We start from the raw sequence: 16401 nt of genomic DNA, 5'->3' as shown, positions 1-16401 counted from the left end.
TAACTGCCCGAAAAGTTATGCGAATTTTTCTGTCAAGCCCATCGCCGGTCCAGCAATGGCGCGGTTTTGGAGATTTTACCTCCCCCGGGAGGTATTACAGCTACACGTTTCGATGATACTAGACAAAATAGAGAGAGATGGTGTATACTATTAATGTTTATTTTTATAGGAGAGGATGTAGTAGAATGCTCATTTCAGTAGAATATTTATTGTATAAACATGGTAAAAGAACAATTCTTACGGAATCTAGTTCTCTTCCTACAGCTCCAAAAAGAAAAGTTAAAGACTTAAAAAAGGGAACTAAACTGTATAATGCAAAAAACACATCTGGCGATTCTGTAACGTATAATGGGAAAATATATGACACCATGATTGACTTGTGGGAGGAATTAACTAAGGACGTTGCAGTTTCTTGCACCAACGAAAATTGTCAGTCCAACAATGACATCTTCGATTTTGATGACATCGTTGGAGCTCATGTAGTTACCTCCAAACTCCATACGAATCTTAAAAGCGGGGATGAGGTACTAATTATCCCTCTTTGTAAGAAGTGTAACCACTATCACAACGAAGATGCAATTGTCTTAAAGGAAGATACAAAAGCTGTTGTACTTAAGTGGGATTAATAAAATCGCACCATACGTTCCAAAAAAGCAAATACCAGCCAAGTCATAGCACTATGCTATGGCTTTTTTGCATGTCTATTGTGAATCCGTTCATGACAGCTAATACACAGAGACATTAAGTTCTCATCGTCATGCGTGCCGCCATCGGCGAGCGGCTTGCTGTGATGCACGAGCGTCGCTAGGACGTATCTGCCCTGCTCTTTGCATTTCTCACAGAGCGGATGCGCTGCCAGATGCCTGTCGCGAATCCTGCGCCACACACTGCCGTACCGCTCATGCTGCCGATAGCCACGAGTGAATCGTTCGTAGTGTCGCTGCATCGGCTTCTCGTGCTTCTCGCAGTAGCCGCTCTTCCTATCCGTGAGATTCGGGCAGCCTGTCATGCGGCACGGGCGTTTCGGTTTTCTCGGCATCTCGCACCTCCATCAAAAAAGCCATCGACGGGCTTTTCCCTCGATGGCTTCTTCCTATTCTTGCTGATTCTATCATATCAAAATCAACCTAGTGAACGCAATACGAACCTTTGTGAACTCATGTGCAGTCTAGTGCATTTTTATGTCCTTTTTCAAAATTTTTTCTACATCTTCCAGCGCCTTGCCGTGGATCTTATGTACCCATCGCACGCTGACATTTAAATCGGCAGCGATTTCCTCCCACGATTTGAAGCTGTGGTAGCGTCGCTCAAGGATGGCACAGGCTTTCGCGTCCTCGACCTGCCAGATCGTATTCATAATCTCAAGTTTCAGAGTCACCAGACGGTCGATGTCTGCATTGATTTCCGCTTCTGTGTCCGCTAGCCGCACAATGATGCTTTCCATCTTCTGATTGTTCGGACTTGGACTCTTTGGCATATTGCTGATGACCGCGCTAACGTTCGTTGCCATATCATGCAGCTGTGCCATATAGGCGAGCTTGTCATTAATACGCTGGTCGATGTTCCTCGCCTGCGCCAAATACTCTTTTGCCGTCATTCAGACTCCTCCTCCAGCTTTTCGAGCAGAAGCTCGCCGTCCAATGTCGTCAACTCGAGCAGAAGCTCGCCGTCCAATGTCGTCAACTGGCTGAACCATTCTGAGCGGAAGAAACGCTTGGTTTCCCTGTAGGTCTTCTCCGCTTCCGCATCTCTTGCGTTTTTCTGCAGGCGGAGCTTCGCTTCTCGGAAGTCATGCACCGCCTGCTCGATGATGGCATTTGCCAGATTCTCATACAGCTGTATTACAGCCATTTCTTTCATCCAGTTCATCTGGAATCTCCTCCTTTTTTGTGAATCGTTTCTTTGCAATCTTTATCTCTGTGCAGAGCATCTTCTATGACCGCCTGCACTTCAGCCACCGAGCGCACCACCGAGGCGATGCCTCCCGCCGCGAGGATTTTCCGAATCGTCGCTTCCTGCAGCTTCGTCACTCTGCCACTCTCGGTCTTGACCTCGAAGGCGAAGAACCGGCCGCCGATGCAGGCAATGATGTCGGGAATGCCTGCCGTCCCGTACATGCCGCCATGTTCCTTCCAGCAGAAGCATCCCGGCACGCTCTTTAGGTGCTTCAAAACAGCTTTTACGATGTATGACTCTTTCATCTGTCAAACAAACCTCCCTGTTTTCAAGGCTTCTGACACATTTGACAGCAAAAATCCTATTGTACTGTAAATTTTTATAAAATATGATGTGTATAATAAATATGTGTATATGTAAAGAGATAGGATTTACATGTCAAACGTGTCAGATTGTGGTGATATTTCCGGCAGGAAATCCGCGTTTCATCCAAGGCATTCACCGAGCTTGATGCCTATGAGAGTCCGCCTTTTCCCGAGGGCGTCCACCCCCCGCGTTACGCTGGAAAACGTCGCGGTGATCTGCTGCACGAAGTTCTTTTGTGCATATGGACGCAAGCCGCATTCTTCGCAGTAGCCTTTGTACGCATTGAACAGCTCCGTCGAACCGACGGAATGTTCTGCAGAAAGTTCGCAGCAGTCCTTTACGAAGGACAGCACGGAATCCGATTCTTCCCTGTATTGCTGCAGTTCATCGGCATTGACCTGCGTTTCCGAAAAGATGTAGCGATTCCCCATCAGACGGCGAAGCCCTTCCAAGGCAAAGAGGAAGATGCCGTCCGCTTCCATGCGGAATTTCTCCAAGAGCTCCGGATCGCGCTTTTCCTTCGGCACGGTGTATTTGAAGCGCAGGATGACAAGCCTGCGGTAAAAGCCCTCGGAGCGGTCGCCATAATTCTTCGGTATGCTGTTGCACGAGAACAGGAGCCTTGCGCTTGACTGGAAGCTGAACGGATTTTTGTTCTTTTTCTCCACAGTCAGATAGTCCTCTCCCACGAGCGCCTTGAAGATGCCGTTGTCGTCGATGTTCTTCGTCGGCAGGTCGGCAAAAATGTTGGCGAGCTTGCCGAAAAGTTCCGCCGTCTTGAACCGCTCGTTCAGCGCCTGCCACGACACATTGCTCACGTTCCGCCTGCCCAGGAGGACATCGTTCAGCACGCGCAGCAGCACGGATTTTCCCGCCGATGCCGCGCCGACAATGACAAAGCATTTCTGCGCCGAGTTGACGGGGATGAGGAAGTAGCCGAGCATTTCCTGAATCAGTCCGACCTGCTCCATGTCGCCTCCCATAGACTCGGCGAGAAACTTCTTGAACAATGGGCATCCCGCTGCCTTGTCGTAGGCGACATCGAGCTGCACCGTCGAGAAATAGTCCGGCGTATGCTCCGTCAAAGTATCTTCCAAGATATTGTACAGACCGTTGCGAACGTTGATGATGTAGGGATTGGCATTCAGTTCCCGAATATCCCTCTGCACGAGGAGCCGCCACTGTTTTTCCGCATCGACGATCTGGCTCATCTTTGTCTCACGAATCAGCATCTGCTCCTGTACGAGCCGCTGCGCTTCCATCTCAGCCATCTCGACATACACGCCGCCTTGGTAACGAAAGTGCTGCTCCGCCGCATAAAAAACCTTTTCGTTTTTCGCCAACGCCTTTGCAAGCACACCCGGCAGGAAACGAACTCCCGCATCAATCACCTCGTACCACTCGGGAAGGGATTTGAGCGCCCTCGCCTTCCGTGCCTCCATTTTCTTTCGGAAGGCTTTGTTTTCCGTCTTGAATGCCGTCTGCAACGATTTCAGAAAGGTCGGCGGCAGCTTGAAGTGGTCGCGGATATTCGACTGAATCATGGCGTCCGCCGTCACCATGTCCTGATTGTAGAGATAATCGAGCATGAATGCCTTGGCGGTCTGCAAGTCTTTGACCGGCTCGCCCGTTACGGGAAGCCCCTGCAGGAGTTCCAACAGCACATGGATTTCCATCGGCTGGAAGCAAAGCGCCGCCGGGGATTTCACCGAACATTTCCCTGCCTTCGAGCACTTGAAGCCTTTTTCAGCAATCGTCCGGCACGTCATGGGTTTTGTGCCGCTCTCCAGAAAGTGGTTGATTTTCCTCTGCGTGTCTGCCTCCGAGTATCTCGGATAAGGCTGCGACATTTCATGAATCCTTGCCGTCCCGCCGTCAAAAGGCGCGAGGTTGGTAATCATCGCATACCAGTCGTGCTCGGAGAGCGTCGACGCATTCTCTCGGCAGTGCTTGATGAAATCACAGGAGCGGCATACCTGCTCCAAACCTTTTGCCGTACCGTTCCTGCGTTCTGCGGGCGCACCTTCGACTTCCGGCAGAACGCTTGCCAGCTGCTCCTGCGTGTACTTGCGCTCCGGGTGAAAGGAGATGCAGGTCACTTCGACGGGTGTCTCCTTCTTGCAGTGTTGAAATCCGGGCAGACGCATGACGCGCGATTCGTTCACGCATACGGGATCGCCGCCGAATTGCTTGACGAGCCGCTTCTGTATCTCGCGAAAGCGTTCCACTTTGGCGGTCGAATCCATGAAGTAGTAAACGTGCAGGGATTTCTGCGTCTTGATTACCATAGATGGCAGCAAGGGAAAGGCATCGACCTTTTTCTGCTGTTCTTCAAAGGTGCCGTCGTCCATCTCGAAGAACTGCGCATTGATTCTCGTAATCGCGGCATCGTCTTGCCCGCCGTAGTTGACCACGAAGAAGATGCCCCGCTGCATGGCATTGTGATTCTTAAGTGTTTCCTCGATGCTCTTGTACTTTCCGCACTCGCAGGACAGCTTCGCGCCTCGGAAAACACCCGTCTTCTTGTCCTCGAATACGCGAAAGCAGACCGTATCGGTCGGATTGAAGAGCGCACCGAGAACATCCGTCGCCGTTACATTCATGTTGTTTCCTCCCTAAAATACCGAAGCGTTTTCTTCCGTTCTTTCGCTTCCTTGATTTCCTCCGCCATGCCCCGCGATATTTCGCCGAACACCCAGACCTCATCGCACATCCGAAGGAGCGCCAGACCGAACATCAGCCCCATTTCGCGCTCTTCAACGTCGCTGTCATCGAGCATCTGCGGATAGAGCAGATGGCTCGCGATCGGCATATATCCCGCCTCGATGACACGGCGGCAATAGCGTATCGCCGCTCTAACATTCGCTTCTATGCTGCCCGCATATCTCGACGCCACGTAGATTTTCCTGCGGTTCTTGTAAGCATTCCGCTTCTTCTGCCGCTCGATGTACTGCTGATACAGAATCCGCTGCATCACCGCCCCTGCGGTGGGATCGGCATAGCCTTCGCTGTTTCTGTGCATCGGTCAATCCTCCAACTCTTCCATCGCACCGAAGTTCTTTCCGGCTGCGGCTTCTGCCAGCAACGGAAGATCGAAGTCCAGAAAGGGCTGCGCTTCCATGCAGGCGCGTATAAAGGTTACGGCTTCCGAGAGTTTTTCCTCGGGGATGAGAAATGTCAGTTCGTCGTGTATCTGAAGAATGGGCTTAAGCCATGGACGCTTGGGAAGTCCCGCAAGAATCCTCGTGACAGCGATTTTCAAAATATCCGCCGCCGTCCCCTGAATCGGTGTGTTCAGAGCGCACCTTTCGGCAAAGGACTTCATGCCCCAGTTGTCGCTTCGGATTTGCGGGAGATATCTGCGCCTGCCCAGCCACGTTTCCGAATACATCCGCCTTGCCGCCTGCGCTTTCGTTTCTTCCTGCCATGCGGACAGTCTGCGATAACCGGCTTTGAGGTTGGCGATGATCGTCTCACATTCATTAAGGGATTTTTCTACACCCGCCTTGAACTTCAACGTTTTCTGCAATCCTCTGGGAAAGAGTCCGTAGAAGGTGCCGAAATTCACGTTTTTGGCAATGGTTCGGCGCTCCTTGTAACCTTCCGCATGTTTGTCCTTAGCTTCTTCATCGCTCACGCCGAAGATGACGGATGTCGTGGCGGCATGAATGTCGCCGTTTTCGCGGTATGTCTTGAGCATCACTTCATCGCGGCAGTAGAATGCACCCACGCGCAGCTCGATTTGCGAGAAGTCGAGCGACAGGACGAGCTGACCTTCCGGCGCTTGAATGAAGTTTCGCACGCCGACGGGATCGTTCGTCTTGCGCGGCATGTTCTGTGCATTGGGCTTGCGGCAGTTCATCCTGCCGGTGTCCGTGGAAAGCGCAAATATCTCCGGATGGATGCGCCCCGTGACGGAGTTGACGTATTTCAAATATCCGTCAATGTAGGTGGACTTGATCTTGCCCCACTTGCGGTATTCCTGCACCAACGTGAAAAGCTTCGACATCTCGGGGCGGTTCTTGTCGCACCATTCCTTGAGAAGCGTCATGGCCATGTCGTCCGCCGCCTCACGGTTGGTTTCCGTGGTGTTCAATACGGGCAGGTGCAAATCTCGATAGAGATAATTCTTGAATGCCTGCGTGGAGCAGTTCGCCCCGATGTTCACATCGCCGATGATGAAGGCGATCTCCCTGCGCAGCCGCTCCATCTCGGCTTCCGCTTCCGTCTTTCTCTGCTCCATGAGGGAAAGATTTACGGGAATGCCGTTCTTCTTCATGATGCCGAGATATACGGCGGTCGGGCTTTCCACTTCCTCCACGAGAGTTCTGTGCTTCGGGAGATAACGGTCAAACCAGTCGTTGAACGTATGATAGAGACGCAGGGCAAAGTCCGCATCGGCAGCGCCGTAGCGCACCGTTTCCGCGTCATTCGCATCCAGTTCGTCAAAGTGCCTGCCATCCGTCACGCGGATAAAGGACGGCAGTTGTTCATCAAACAATTCCTCCGCCAAACGCTTCAAGCCGCTTTCGTTCAGCTTGCGAAATTCATAGGAGCTTTTGAGGCTCATCTGCGACGCGCAGATCGTGTCGTAAACAGGCGCTTGGATTGAGATCCCCTTCGCATACGCCATAGCGGATTCAAAGGCGATGTTGTGGGCGATTTTCATGATTTTCCTGTCCGCGAGAAACGCAGATAGGAATGTGAAAAACTCCGCTTCATTGATGTTCTTGCCGCTTCGATGGGCAACGGGAACGTAAATGCCCGTACCTTCTTTGACGGAAAAGGAGCAGCCGACGATGTGCGCCTTCGCCGAATCGAGCGCCGCCTTTTCTTCGTCCCGATACGCCTCGTCGGGCGCGGTTTCAAAATCGAACGCCACCAAACGACTGTCGCCGATGTAGTCACGTATGCTTTCCACAGTAGTTACGCATTGATATGTTGTTTGCATGATGCATTCCTCCGTTGATATGTGCTCGGAGGAGCGAACCCCTCCGAGCTTTGTTCTTGTCATCTTATCTCAAAGGCTCGATGACTTCCCCTGCGCCCGCATAAGGCATACCACCATCTTCTGCAAGCGATGCCGTCGTGAGATTCGCCGCATACGCCTTGACCATCTCCACCATACTCGTGAGTGCCGCACGTTCTTCTGCCGTCAGCAGGCGCTCAAAAGTGAACACGGCTTGGGAATAGACAATGCCGGACGCATTGACGACCTTTTTCAGCGTGATCTTCGTAACGACACTGCTCAGTTTCCTTCCCTTGGAAAGCTGACTCTTCACATATTGCGTGAAGGGTTTCAGAGAGCCTGCAGGCAGAGAAAGCATCAGCGGAAACATTTCTCCTTCGCGCAGGAGGTAGAGCGTGCGCTTGTTCTTGCACAGCTTGCCCTGCCCTTCGGCGCTGCCGAATTTGTTATACGGGCAGTCCGTGCAGCTGCCGCCGGGATTTCCCACGCCCGTCCTGCCGTCGAACGAGCCGCAGTCCGGCGGATTGTTCCCGCCTGCATACTTGCTTCGATAGTAGGCATACGCCGGATGATTGTAGACGATGACGCCCGTGATGGCTTTCACCATTTCGCCCTCTTCGTTCTCGGCGGAGGGAATCTCGAAGGTCGTGCCGCCGCCCGCAGGCAGTTTTACACGGTCAAAGGAGAACTCCAGTCCCTGGCAGTCCTCCGCCATGACTTCGCTGAGCGCATCCTGCTGGGCGAGAACGGCGAATCCCTCGTTGTTTGCCTTCTGCATGTTTTTCTTGTTGTTCATCATTTTCTTTTTCCTCCTGTTAAATGGTTGTTTTGATGCGTTTCATTGATGCGATGTTTCAGCATCTACGACTTGCGGATGCCGACCGACACCTTGTCATAGGTGTTGACGATGCCCTCAAGCCATGCCGGAATATCCTCTCCCGTCGCTTCTCTCTGCTCCTTGAGGAACGAGGCCAGCGTATTGACGTTGACCGTTTCGACGACCAGCGTGCCGTAGCCGTGGCCTTTCAGCGCCTGCATCATCTCTTCTTTGCGCCCTGCTGCCGGAGAGGCGAAGAGGCGGCTCTTCAAGTAGAAGGTGCAGCCGCCGCGCGAGAAGCGGTCGAGCTCGGCTTCCGCCATAGCGTCGGAAAGCTGATTGTCCAAATCGGTAATCTCTGCCCCCAGGGCCTTGGCGTTTGCTTCCAGAGATTTCTTCTCTTCCTGCAGAGCCTTGAGCCGATCTGCCATGGCAAAAATTTGTGTATTATCCATTGGGTATTTGCCTCCTTCACTTACTGCCGAATGATTCAACCCCTTACGAAAACCCGTTGTCCTTCAAGGGATTGCCGCCTTTGCGGTAATCGTCGACGAGCATCTTGGCGAGGTTCACTTTCTTTTGCAGTGCGTACATAACCTTGCAGTCGATGGTTCCCTTGCAGACAAGATAGATGTAGTGACATTTTTCTTTTTGCCCGGCTCGGTGGATGCGCGCCTTCGCCTGCTCGAAGTTGCTCATGCTGTAGTCGAGCGAGTAAAAGACCATCACGCTTGCCGCCGTTAAGGTGATACCGAGACCTGCCGCTGCAATCTGCCCCACGAACACGCGGCAGTTTTCATCGTGCTGGAAGCGTCGGATTTCTTCTCCCCGATCTTTTACGCCGCCGCGCACTGCGGCATAACCGATCTTTTTCTTTTCCAGAAGCTCTTGTATGGCGTCGAGCTCTGCCACAAAGCGCGCCATGACGACGAGCTTCTTGTCTTCTGCCATCGCGGTGTCAAGGATATCCGACAACGCCTCCAGCTTGGCACGACTCACGGCGTTTACTGTGCCGTTGTCGTCGGTCAGATATCCTCCCGTAATCTGCGACAGGCGCAGGAGGCGCGTGAGAATATTCACCGTCGTGACCTCCGACGCTTCAAGTTCCGCATAGCTTTCCGCCTCGATCTTGCCGTAAATCTTCGCGGCGGATGCTTCCATCTCTACCGTTCGGACTTCTTCAGTGACTGCCGGTAAATCCAAGAACTCCGCCTTCGTCACGCGATAGGCAATGGAATGGAGTTTTTGCAGGAACTCATCGGTCATCTGCCTGCGAAAGATCGGCGTATGGTTTCCGTAGCCGCACATATCGAAGTACCGATTGCGGAACGTATAGAACGATGTGCCGAAAATCGCCGGATTGAGGAAACGATACTGCGAAAATACATCCAGTTCGCGGTTCGTGATGACCGTTCCCGTGAGAAGCAGCTTGTATCTTGCCTTATCGCCGATGCGGTGCATCCCCTTGCTCTGCGAAGTGCGGTTCTCCTTTAACTTGTGCGCTTCATCGGCGATCACGAGGTCAGCATCGTAGAAAAGCAGCTCCTTTTCGAGCCGCCATGCGCTCTCGTAATTTACGACCACGACCTGCAGTCCATCGCCAGGCAAGTGGGAGAGCTGTTCCTTCTTCTTTGCCGCCGTGCCCTTGAGTACGGTCAGTGTATATGGGAAATCTGCGAACTTCTCGAACTCTTCTTTCCATACACTGAGGATACTGAGCGGTGCGACTACCAAGACACGCTTGACTTTGCCTCTCTGATACATACAGCCCGCCACGGCGATGCTCACTATCGTTTTGCCAGTGCCCATTTCCATCAGCAAAGCGGCTCCGCTGCTCCTCGCCTCAGACGGCATAAGACCGAACAGCTCAAGCGCAAATTCGCAGGCTTTTTGCTGATGAAAATACATCTGCGCCTTGACGAGCATTGGATGGAAATTATTGGATTTTGTCATCTCTTTGATTTTCCGTACATATCCCATCACCGCATTCCCCTTTCTAAAGAGCGATTATCCAGATTTATTTCGCGGACATTTCGCTGCAAAAGAAACTTTCCATAATTTTTGAAAAAATTTTCGTTTTTCTTCTAAAATTTAAACAGAATATTTTTTTCGTGCTATACTCTAAACATTCACTTTATAGATGTGTTCTATCTCGGGCTAGCACCAGTATACGAAACCCTGCGGATTGGGTTGGGTATGCTTAGATAGCCTTCAGCAGAAAGGAGAATTTATGACATTTTCATCATTTGCTAAACGACTTTATCCAATTGTTGGTGAAGGTTGCAACACGGGTGCTTTTACAAAATCTCTGTTAGCTTCCATCACAGAAGATGCAGAAGAAATCCTCGACAGCTATTCGAAAAACACTTACAAGTCCTATTTCAACGATACGAACTCCATCCAGAAATTCGCTAAAAGAATAGCTATGTATGTTGAGCCGGAAGCATTTGTCTCCTATATCAATCACCTGCCGACGGATGCCGTTTTATATGCGCTATGCAATTCTTTCTCCGATATTTTCCCCGGCGCTGACACTCAAGATATTGGCGAGAAACTTGCTGCCTTATTTGCGGGTATTCTCCGTGATGAAGCCGCAAAAACAAGAAAATCCTCACAGGAAAAAATCTCTGAGAGGATACATGAAGATGCGAATGATGGAAAAACAACGATTCTGGATGCCGAGCCGGACGATAAAACGACCGCTATTCATCAGCAGCCGAATGTGGTGCAACATGGAACCAACAATCTTAATCTGACAAATAACGGTACGATGATTTTGAATTTTGGATGTTTCTTGAGAACAAATGAGCTTGCATAGCAGAAATGAAGGCATTGGAAAGCATTAGACCGAGAATAAGAACCAAATAAGAAATATATACAACAGAAGTAGGGCTGTCGCACATACATCATGTGCGACAGCCCCATAAATCAGCGTAATTCTACGACAAGGGGTTATTTTCTTGTCCGCTTAATAGGGAGCAGTCCCTTTGATATAATAAATGGACATACAGACCATAGGCGTTAAGGCGTTTTTTTCGATGCCAGCCTGTTCATTCCTTTTATAAAGTTTTCAAAAATATAATTTCCACTTTCAGAATCTATTGCATATGTTTTTCCGCGTACGATACAGCGACTCCAATCCGCAGGAGGTAGAAACCAATCTCTTTCAGCGAGAAAAATGACATCTTTTAAGAGAATGCATCCAATGGTATTTCCCTCCAAATCTCCCCCAGTATTTTTTCGATAAGCTCGCACTTTTGATGTTAAGTCTTGCAAAGCGTATACACCATTTTGAATTGAATATTTTTTCCATGCATTCTCTAGTGACATAACTGAGAAAAAATCAAATTTCCCACCGCCTACGATGTGATTTTGTGGTGCATGTAACTTAAAAAGAAACCATTCTCCCTTGCACAGTGCTTTAAATTTTTTTGCTCCCGGAGTCCAAAAATTAACGACTTCAGGGGAGATATCTCTCAAGTTATAAAACCATTCATCATTTGTAATTCCAACATATAGCTTTCGCACTTCAATACCCCTTAGTTTTCAAATTGTAATTCAAGTTGCACTAGTAAGCTATCCGCTACACCCTCCATTAGTATATTCAACCTCACAAACAATTGCAACTCTTACTTTGTACCCAATATGAATGGGAATATTGCAAGTTTAATTGTCGCATCGTTCTGCCAAACTTTGGTATCTTATGCAGCCGCAGCATACATATCATTTGCAGTCTTATAACCGAAGATTTTGCGCGGATAGTTGTTTACCCAATCTTCGATCCGTTTCAGCTCTCTTGGTTTCAGCGTGCTGAAATCCGTTCCTTTCGGCAAAAATCTGCGCAGAATACGGTTCCCGTTCTCGTTGCTCCCGCGCTCCCAACTACTGAACGGATGAGCGTAGTACACTTCATCGCACTTGGCTGCCTTTTGCAGCCCTTTACCATCCAAAAACTCTGAACCATTGTCTGCCGTAATGCTTTTAAATTCAAACTTCGCAGATAAATAATCTGCTGTAACCCTTGAAATATCTATCGTCTTGGCAAATAAAATAGCATGAGCAACATCCATTTGGTATAATTTTAAGTGTCAAACTGTTGTGGTCAAGCGTTTTTGTAACACGAGTGTCCAATCAACTTATGTCGAATACCTCGCTTCGAATGGCGTGCGATAGCCGTTATAAGAATGCGGTCGTACATGGTTGTATGTGGTATAAGCAAAATGCTCCACTGCGCGATAGAGAGATTCCTCATCTCGATACTCATGAAGATAAATTTCTTCGTTCTTCAGCGTATTGAAATAGCGCTCCATAGGGGCATTATCATACGGTCATCCAGCCTTGCTCATGCTTTGCGTCAGGTCATGTTCCTCGCAAAAGTCGGTGAACGCCTTCGATGTGTACGGGCTGCCCTGATCGCTATGAAGAATCAGACCTTTGATTTTCTTGCGTTGACCACTAAGTGCTTTGCCAAGCGTTCGGAGTGCCAAGGCACTCGTCATATGCCGATCCGTCAGGCTTGCGACAACGCTGCGGTCATGTAGGTCAATAATCGTACAGTTATATCGAACATCGCCTCCGTGGAGAAATAAATAGGTGAAATCTGTCGCCCATTTTTGATTGATTTGTGGTGCTGTAAAATCTTGCTTGAGCAGATTTTCGGACTTCTTATGTTGCGTGCCCCCTTGATATCTCGGAGCTTTTCGTCGCACAATGGAGCGCAGCCCCAGTTCCGTATTCATATACTTATGAACTGTGAGGGCAGAAAGATCGATGCCCTTGCGTACCAAATAAATCCGCCTCCTGCGATATTCGACAACGCCGTTGGTTTCATGATATATGGTTTGAATTTGATGCAGGATATCCCGTTTTTGGGCGATCGCTTTTGCGCGTCTGTGCTTTCGGTAATTGTAATAAGCATTCGGATAAATTTCCAAACGTCGCAGCAACCACCGGACGCCGAACAGATTCCGATGTTCATCGATGAATCGATATGCCTCTCGTCGATTCCCTTTGCGAAGAATGCCGCCGCTTTTTTTAGAAAAAGGTTTTCTTTTCGCGCTTCTGCAAGTTTTTCGCGTAAGCGACGGTTCTTCTTCATAAGCTCCAGATCATTCTGGGCGGTTGGTTTTTTGAGGCGTTTTGCTGGCATTCTTCGCTGAATTCTTTGCACCATTTGCAGATGCTTGCTTTGGAAACTCCATACTCTGCCGTTAGGCTTCGGTATGTGCGTTCCTCTTCGATATGAAGACGGACAATCTGTTGCTTGAATTCTGGTTCATAGTGTTGTTGTGACAAGAATCAAATCTCCTTTCATTCGATGTTTTTCTTTAGACACCTCTGTTACAACTTCAGTTTGCCACAACAAACCTTGCCTTCAATGGAAGAGACATCACGCTGGTGCTTCTTGACGATCTGCGGCTCGAAGGAGCCTTGACGGTCACGGGGCATGTGGATGGGGACTTCTTCCAAGGTCGTCTTGAGAGTCTTTCGGAGTATCCGTTGCGAGTATTGCCACTGGAATCCGTGCGTTCATGGTTGGCGCATAGCCGAGATGATTTTGCATCTCCCCTTTGAGCGCCGCCTCGAAGATGGGCGCGAAGATGCGTTTGACAACATCTTGGATTTCCTGTGCATCTTGGGGTTGGTAGGTTTCCATGATTTGTTTGGCGATATTATCTGGCGGAGTGAGAATCATTTTGCGTTTTGCCATGTTGGAAAAGCCCTCCTAGTAGATGCTCAAGTCGAGCTTGAAATACATCAACAAACTTGGCATTTACACAAACTATTATACACTCCCTTGTTTCCTTAATTTCTCTTATTTGTCAAATAACTTAAAAGACGATTTGCCTCTTCTAAGCTATCTCTACTATCTGCTCCGAATAATTCCTCAGCCCATATTTTATCTACTTCCCTAATCACAGGATTTTTGAGTTCAATAAAATCGATATTATCTATTTCGTTTTTTATCTTATCAATTGTATTTTGTGTGACCAGATTTTTATCTGGAATGTACGTTTTCAGAATATCTGCAACTTCCATCTTTCTCATTCCTTCTTGATCTTTAGAAGATACTTCACACACCAGCTGGTAAAATATTGTACTCATCCACGATGCCATAAGTATTGCATCTTCATAAGAAGGTAATAAGCAAACTACAAAATTCGTAGATACAAACACTGGATTTTTTGAAAAATATACTTTTCCAACAACTCTTATACCACGTGGAATTAATACAGAGTTCGCAGAAAATCTGCCGTTGCTCTCACGTTTTAAAATTCTTTTCCACTCATCATTTGTCTTGGTATTTCGTTGCTGTCTTCCATTTCTTGCAGGAAGTCCGTTATATATTCTTATAGTTTCATCTACTGTATTATCATCATTCAATGATGTATCAAAAAACTCGCTGTCTCCTCTTCCTATGTCAATAGTATTCAACACTGCATTTCTCATTCCACTAGCAGTATTGATGGTCAAGTGCCCCAGCAAGGGTTTAAAATCGTCTCTACTATCAATAAACACTAAATCACTACCACCCGAATTTCCGGCTCCACCTCTTTTTATTGGAAATTCACAGTCTTCTAATGACTTTATTTTAGTATTGAGTTTTATTTTTCCTTCTACAAATATAATCGCCTCAACCATTTCAGAATTAAGAGTCCTCCATCCGTCATCAATAGAATCCCTCAATTCATCAAAACTAATGCATTTACCAACTATTCCCGGTGTAATCTGCGAAAAAGATGCAGTCATATTTTGAGATAAACTATTATAAAAATGATGCGTATCTATATCCGGTATCCTATCATAACTAGAAATTACTTTTATTTCATCACTCCTAGTATGTGCGTGTCCTACTAAGACGCATGTATCCATTGTAACATCGTCAAAAATATCTTCACCTGGATATGTAAATACAGTATGAAGGCCAAAACTATTTAATAGTAATCTTCGAATCACCTGTGACTCTGGACCCCTGCCTATTAAATGAGTTTTCGGGAATACACACGCAATTGTAGTACCATCTTTCACTAGAGCTAATACCATCTCTAAGAATGCCGCTTCTAAAGGCATTTGTCCTACATCTGTATAAGGCTTATTTCCTGTAAGCTTTTTTATCCTTGTATATATTTTATTTCTTCTTGGAATGCTATTAATGCCAGCACAAAAAGGTGGATTCATTACTACAACTTCGACATCGCTAAATATACTTTTATCCATATCCGCAATATCTCTATTGTAAATCTGTGGAGAATTCCTCTTAGAAATTATTTTTGGATAATTCAAACCAATTCTCATTGACAAGAGTTCTAGTAATTTTGAATTAACATCATTCACCAGAATCTGTGTTGGATTCAGATTAAGTTCCGGTATTACCTCATTAATTAAATTTCCACTGCCCGCCGCTGGATCACAAATAATACCCCCATTTTTTAAATTATTGCTACTGTGCTTTGCCAACACAGCAACAATTCTTGCCAATTCTAAATCCGTAGGAACTTCTCCCTCATGTTCATGTCCAGAGGAAATAATCGAGTGCAGTATTCCAGCGATAGTATTTCCGTTAATATTTTGCTCTCCGAAATTATAGATATCGGACAACATAGATCCACTGATAGAAAAAGTGTTCTCAAAGTTCGAATTAGAATAAGTAAATATATCCTTAAAATTAACTCTTACAGCCTCGTCACATATTCTTTTCACATCGCTTCGAAATAGTCTAATATCTTTTAACTCGTTTCTACTAACTGCATTAAATGCACCTCTAATATACTCATATAGCAATACGGCTAAATGAGTTTTCCATCTTTTATTATTGGATTTAATTGCTTCCATGTGGTTTGCAAAATCTTCAAGTGTTACTAGATAATCATATCTGTCGTTTAAAAAATCATCTATTTGTTGTGCAAAAAAATCCCCTAATTTTTCTATGAAGTCCTGCTCTGTATAAGAGGAAAAGTCACCCATATGCGTAAGTCCTGGTTTTAACATCTGTTGGAATACTCTTGGACGAGTAGAATCATACCTAAAAGAAAATACATATTCCAAATTAGTCAAAATATAAAATGGTTTCTCATTCTGGCCGGCATTCATTTGAACATATGACATAGCTTGAAATTGATATCTTGCGCTATGTACATCTGCTGGCGTTCTTTTCACTTCTACAACACACAGATATTTTCCTGTATTCGTATTCTGTATAACATAATCCATTTCTAATGAACCTGTTGTCTGATGATGTTTTGCAACATAGTCCTTGTCTAAGCCCTTTAATTTCAAAGCATAATTCAGTGCTCTCTCACATACGGGATGAAATGAATTTACTTCTGAATCTGAATATGATATCCACATAGCA

General features: G+C 47.3%; 17 protein-coding genes and 1 pseudogene. 2 read left to right on the top strand and 16 right to left on the bottom strand.

What is annotated here, in order from left to right:
• Positions 1-185 precede the first annotated feature (185 nt).
• Positions 186-626 (top strand): hypothetical protein, encoded by a 441-nt coding sequence (locus tag RWS31_RS02090; RefSeq protein ID WP_314595689.1) that lies wholly within the window; start codon positions 186-188, stop codon positions 624-626.
• 56 nt (positions 627-682) lie between these two features.
• On the opposite strand, the gene RWS31_RS02085 is transcribed toward RWS31_RS02090, so the two are convergent.
• From RWS31_RS02085 to RWS31_RS02040, 10 genes are all read right to left on the bottom strand, one after another.
• The gene (locus RWS31_RS02085; RefSeq protein WP_314595687.1) at positions 683-1039 is read right to left on the bottom strand and encodes an HNH endonuclease signature motif containing protein; all 357 of its coding nucleotides are present in this window, start codon (positions 1037-1039) and stop codon (positions 683-685) included.
• Between the two features lie 129 nt (positions 1040-1168).
• Positions 1169-1597, bottom strand: coding sequence for a hypothetical protein (locus RWS31_RS02080; protein ID WP_314595684.1), 429 nt, complete (start codon positions 1595-1597; stop codon positions 1169-1171).
• Complete coding sequence (locus RWS31_RS02075) at positions 1594-1869, bottom strand: hypothetical protein (protein WP_314595682.1); 276 nt, start codon at positions 1867-1869, stop codon at positions 1594-1596. Before RWS31_RS02075 ends, RWS31_RS02080 begins: the two co-directional genes overlap by 4 nt.
• Positions 1866-2201, bottom strand: coding sequence for a VRR-NUC domain-containing protein (locus RWS31_RS02070; protein WP_314595681.1), 336 nt, complete (start codon positions 2199-2201; stop codon positions 1866-1868). Before RWS31_RS02070 ends, RWS31_RS02075 begins: the two co-directional genes overlap by 4 nt.
• Before the next feature lie 180 nt (positions 2202-2381).
• Entirely contained in the window at positions 2382-4865 is a 2484-nt protein-coding gene (locus RWS31_RS02065; protein ID WP_314595680.1) for a phage/plasmid primase, P4 family, read from the bottom strand.
• Positions 4862-5284, bottom strand: a complete 423-nt coding sequence (locus RWS31_RS02060; RefSeq protein WP_314595678.1) for a DUF4406 domain-containing protein — start codon at positions 5282-5284, stop codon at positions 4862-4864. Before RWS31_RS02060 ends, RWS31_RS02065 begins: the two co-directional genes overlap by 4 nt.
• Positions 5285-5287: 3 nt before the next feature.
• Positions 5288-7213, bottom strand: a complete 1926-nt coding sequence (locus RWS31_RS02055; protein ID WP_314595676.1) for a bifunctional 3'-5' exonuclease/DNA polymerase — start codon at positions 7211-7213, stop codon at positions 5288-5290.
• A 64-nt stretch (positions 7214-7277) separates the two neighbouring features.
• Positions 7278-8030 carry a hypothetical protein gene (locus RWS31_RS02050; RefSeq protein ID WP_314595674.1) on the bottom strand — a complete coding sequence of 251 codons (753 nt, stop codon included), beginning with the start codon at positions 8028-8030 and terminating at the stop codon, positions 7278-7280.
• A gap of 62 nt (positions 8031-8092) precedes the next feature.
• The gene (locus RWS31_RS02045; RefSeq protein WP_314595671.1) at positions 8093-8503 is read right to left on the bottom strand and encodes a hypothetical protein; all 411 of its coding nucleotides are present in this window, start codon (positions 8501-8503) and stop codon (positions 8093-8095) included.
• A 43-nt stretch (positions 8504-8546) separates the two neighbouring features.
• A complete protein-coding gene (locus RWS31_RS02040; protein ID WP_314595669.1) occupies positions 8547-10028 on the bottom strand; it encodes a DEAD/DEAH box helicase in 1482 nt (493 codons plus the stop codon).
• 250 nt (positions 10029-10278) lie between these two features.
• Here RWS31_RS02040 and RWS31_RS02035 point away from each other — a divergent pair, with 250 nt between their 5' ends.
• Positions 10279-10866 carry a hypothetical protein gene (locus RWS31_RS02035; RefSeq protein WP_314595668.1) on the top strand — a complete coding sequence of 196 codons (588 nt, stop codon included), beginning with the start codon at positions 10279-10281 and terminating at the stop codon, positions 10864-10866.
• A gap of 203 nt (positions 10867-11069) precedes the next feature.
• Here RWS31_RS02035 and RWS31_RS02030 read toward each other — a convergent pair whose 3' ends face one another.
• The 6 genes and pseudogenes from RWS31_RS02030 to RWS31_RS02005 all read right to left on the bottom strand — a co-directional run bounded on the left by RWS31_RS02030 (position 11070) and on the right by RWS31_RS02005 (position 16397).
• Positions 11070-11576, bottom strand: a complete 507-nt coding sequence (locus RWS31_RS02030; RefSeq protein ID WP_314595665.1) for a hypothetical protein — start codon at positions 11574-11576, stop codon at positions 11070-11072.
• Positions 11577-11749: 173 nt separating this feature from the next.
• On the bottom strand, positions 11750-12118 hold the full coding sequence (locus RWS31_RS02025; RefSeq protein WP_314595663.1) for an IS30 family transposase: 369 nt from the start codon (positions 12116-12118) through the stop codon (positions 11750-11752).
• Between the two features lie 66 nt (positions 12119-12184).
• Positions 12185-13343, bottom strand: a pseudogene (locus RWS31_RS02020) (IS3 family transposase).
• A 45-nt stretch (positions 13344-13388) separates the two neighbouring features.
• Positions 13389-13496: a transposase gene (locus RWS31_RS02015; RefSeq protein ID WP_314595661.1), complete on the bottom strand. Its 108-nt coding sequence runs from the start codon at positions 13494-13496 to the stop codon at positions 13389-13391.
• Positions 13486-13758 carry a hypothetical protein gene (locus RWS31_RS02010; RefSeq protein ID WP_314595659.1) on the bottom strand — a complete coding sequence of 91 codons (273 nt, stop codon included), beginning with the start codon at positions 13756-13758 and terminating at the stop codon, positions 13486-13488. Before RWS31_RS02010 ends, RWS31_RS02015 begins: the two co-directional genes overlap by 11 nt.
• A 95-nt stretch (positions 13759-13853) precedes the next feature.
• The gene (locus tag RWS31_RS02005) at positions 13854-16397 is read right to left on the bottom strand and encodes a BpuSI family type II restriction endonuclease (protein WP_314595656.1); all 2544 of its coding nucleotides are present in this window, start codon (positions 16395-16397) and stop codon (positions 13854-13856) included.
• Positions 16398-16401 lie beyond the last annotated feature (4 nt).

The organism is uncultured Selenomonas sp., assembly GCF_963528755.1.
Taxonomy (GTDB): Bacteria; Bacillota; Negativicutes; order Selenomonadales; family Selenomonadaceae; genus Selenomonas.
This window is presented reverse-complemented; position numbering and strand designations above follow the sequence as displayed.

Excerpts from the sequence above, each read along its gene's own strand:
- RWS31_RS02090 (WP_314595689.1), top strand. The coding sequence starts at position 186 with ATGCTCATTTCAGTAGAATATTTATTGTATAAACATGGTAAAAGAACA.
- RWS31_RS02085 (WP_314595687.1), bottom strand. The coding sequence starts at position 1,039 with ATGCCGAGAAAACCGAAACGCCCGTGCCGCATGACAGGCTGCCCGAAT.
- RWS31_RS02080 (WP_314595684.1), bottom strand. The coding sequence starts at position 1,597 with ATGACGGCAAAAGAGTATTTGGCGCAGGCGAGGAACATCGACCAGCGT.
- RWS31_RS02075 (WP_314595682.1), bottom strand. The coding sequence starts at position 1,869 with ATGAACTGGATGAAAGAAATGGCTGTAATACAGCTGTATGAGAATCTG.
- RWS31_RS02070 (WP_314595681.1), bottom strand. The coding sequence starts at position 2,201 with ATGAAAGAGTCATACATCGTAAAAGCTGTTTTGAAGCACCTAAAGAGC.
- RWS31_RS02065 (WP_314595680.1), bottom strand. The coding sequence starts at position 4,865 with ATGAATGTAACGGCGACGGATGTTCTCGGTGCGCTCTTCAATCCGACC.
- RWS31_RS02060 (WP_314595678.1), bottom strand. The coding sequence starts at position 5,284 with ATGCACAGAAACAGCGAAGGCTATGCCGATCCCACCGCAGGGGCGGTG.
- RWS31_RS02055 (WP_314595676.1), bottom strand. The coding sequence starts at position 7,213 with ATGCAAACAACATATCAATGCGTAACTACTGTGGAAAGCATACGTGAC.
- RWS31_RS02050 (WP_314595674.1), bottom strand. The coding sequence starts at position 8,030 with ATGATGAACAACAAGAAAAACATGCAGAAGGCAAACAACGAGGGATTC.
- RWS31_RS02045 (WP_314595671.1), bottom strand. The coding sequence starts at position 8,503 with ATGGATAATACACAAATTTTTGCCATGGCAGATCGGCTCAAGGCTCTG.
- RWS31_RS02040 (WP_314595669.1), bottom strand. The coding sequence starts at position 10,028 with ATGGGATATGTACGGAAAATCAAAGAGATGACAAAATCCAATAATTTC.
- RWS31_RS02035 (WP_314595668.1), top strand. The coding sequence starts at position 10,279 with ATGACATTTTCATCATTTGCTAAACGACTTTATCCAATTGTTGGTGAA.
- RWS31_RS02025 (WP_314595663.1), bottom strand. The coding sequence starts at position 12,118 with ATGGATGTTGCTCATGCTATTTTATTTGCCAAGACGATAGATATTTCA.
- RWS31_RS02015 (WP_314595661.1), bottom strand. The coding sequence starts at position 13,496 with ATGCCCCGTGACCGTCAAGGCTCCTTCGAGCCGCAGATCGTCAAGAAG.
- RWS31_RS02010 (WP_314595659.1), bottom strand. The coding sequence starts at position 13,758 with ATGGCAAAACGCAAAATGATTCTCACTCCGCCAGATAATATCGCCAAA.
- RWS31_RS02005 (WP_314595656.1), bottom strand. The coding sequence starts at position 16,397 with ATGTGGATATCATATTCAGATTCAGAAGTAAATTCATTTCATCCCGTA.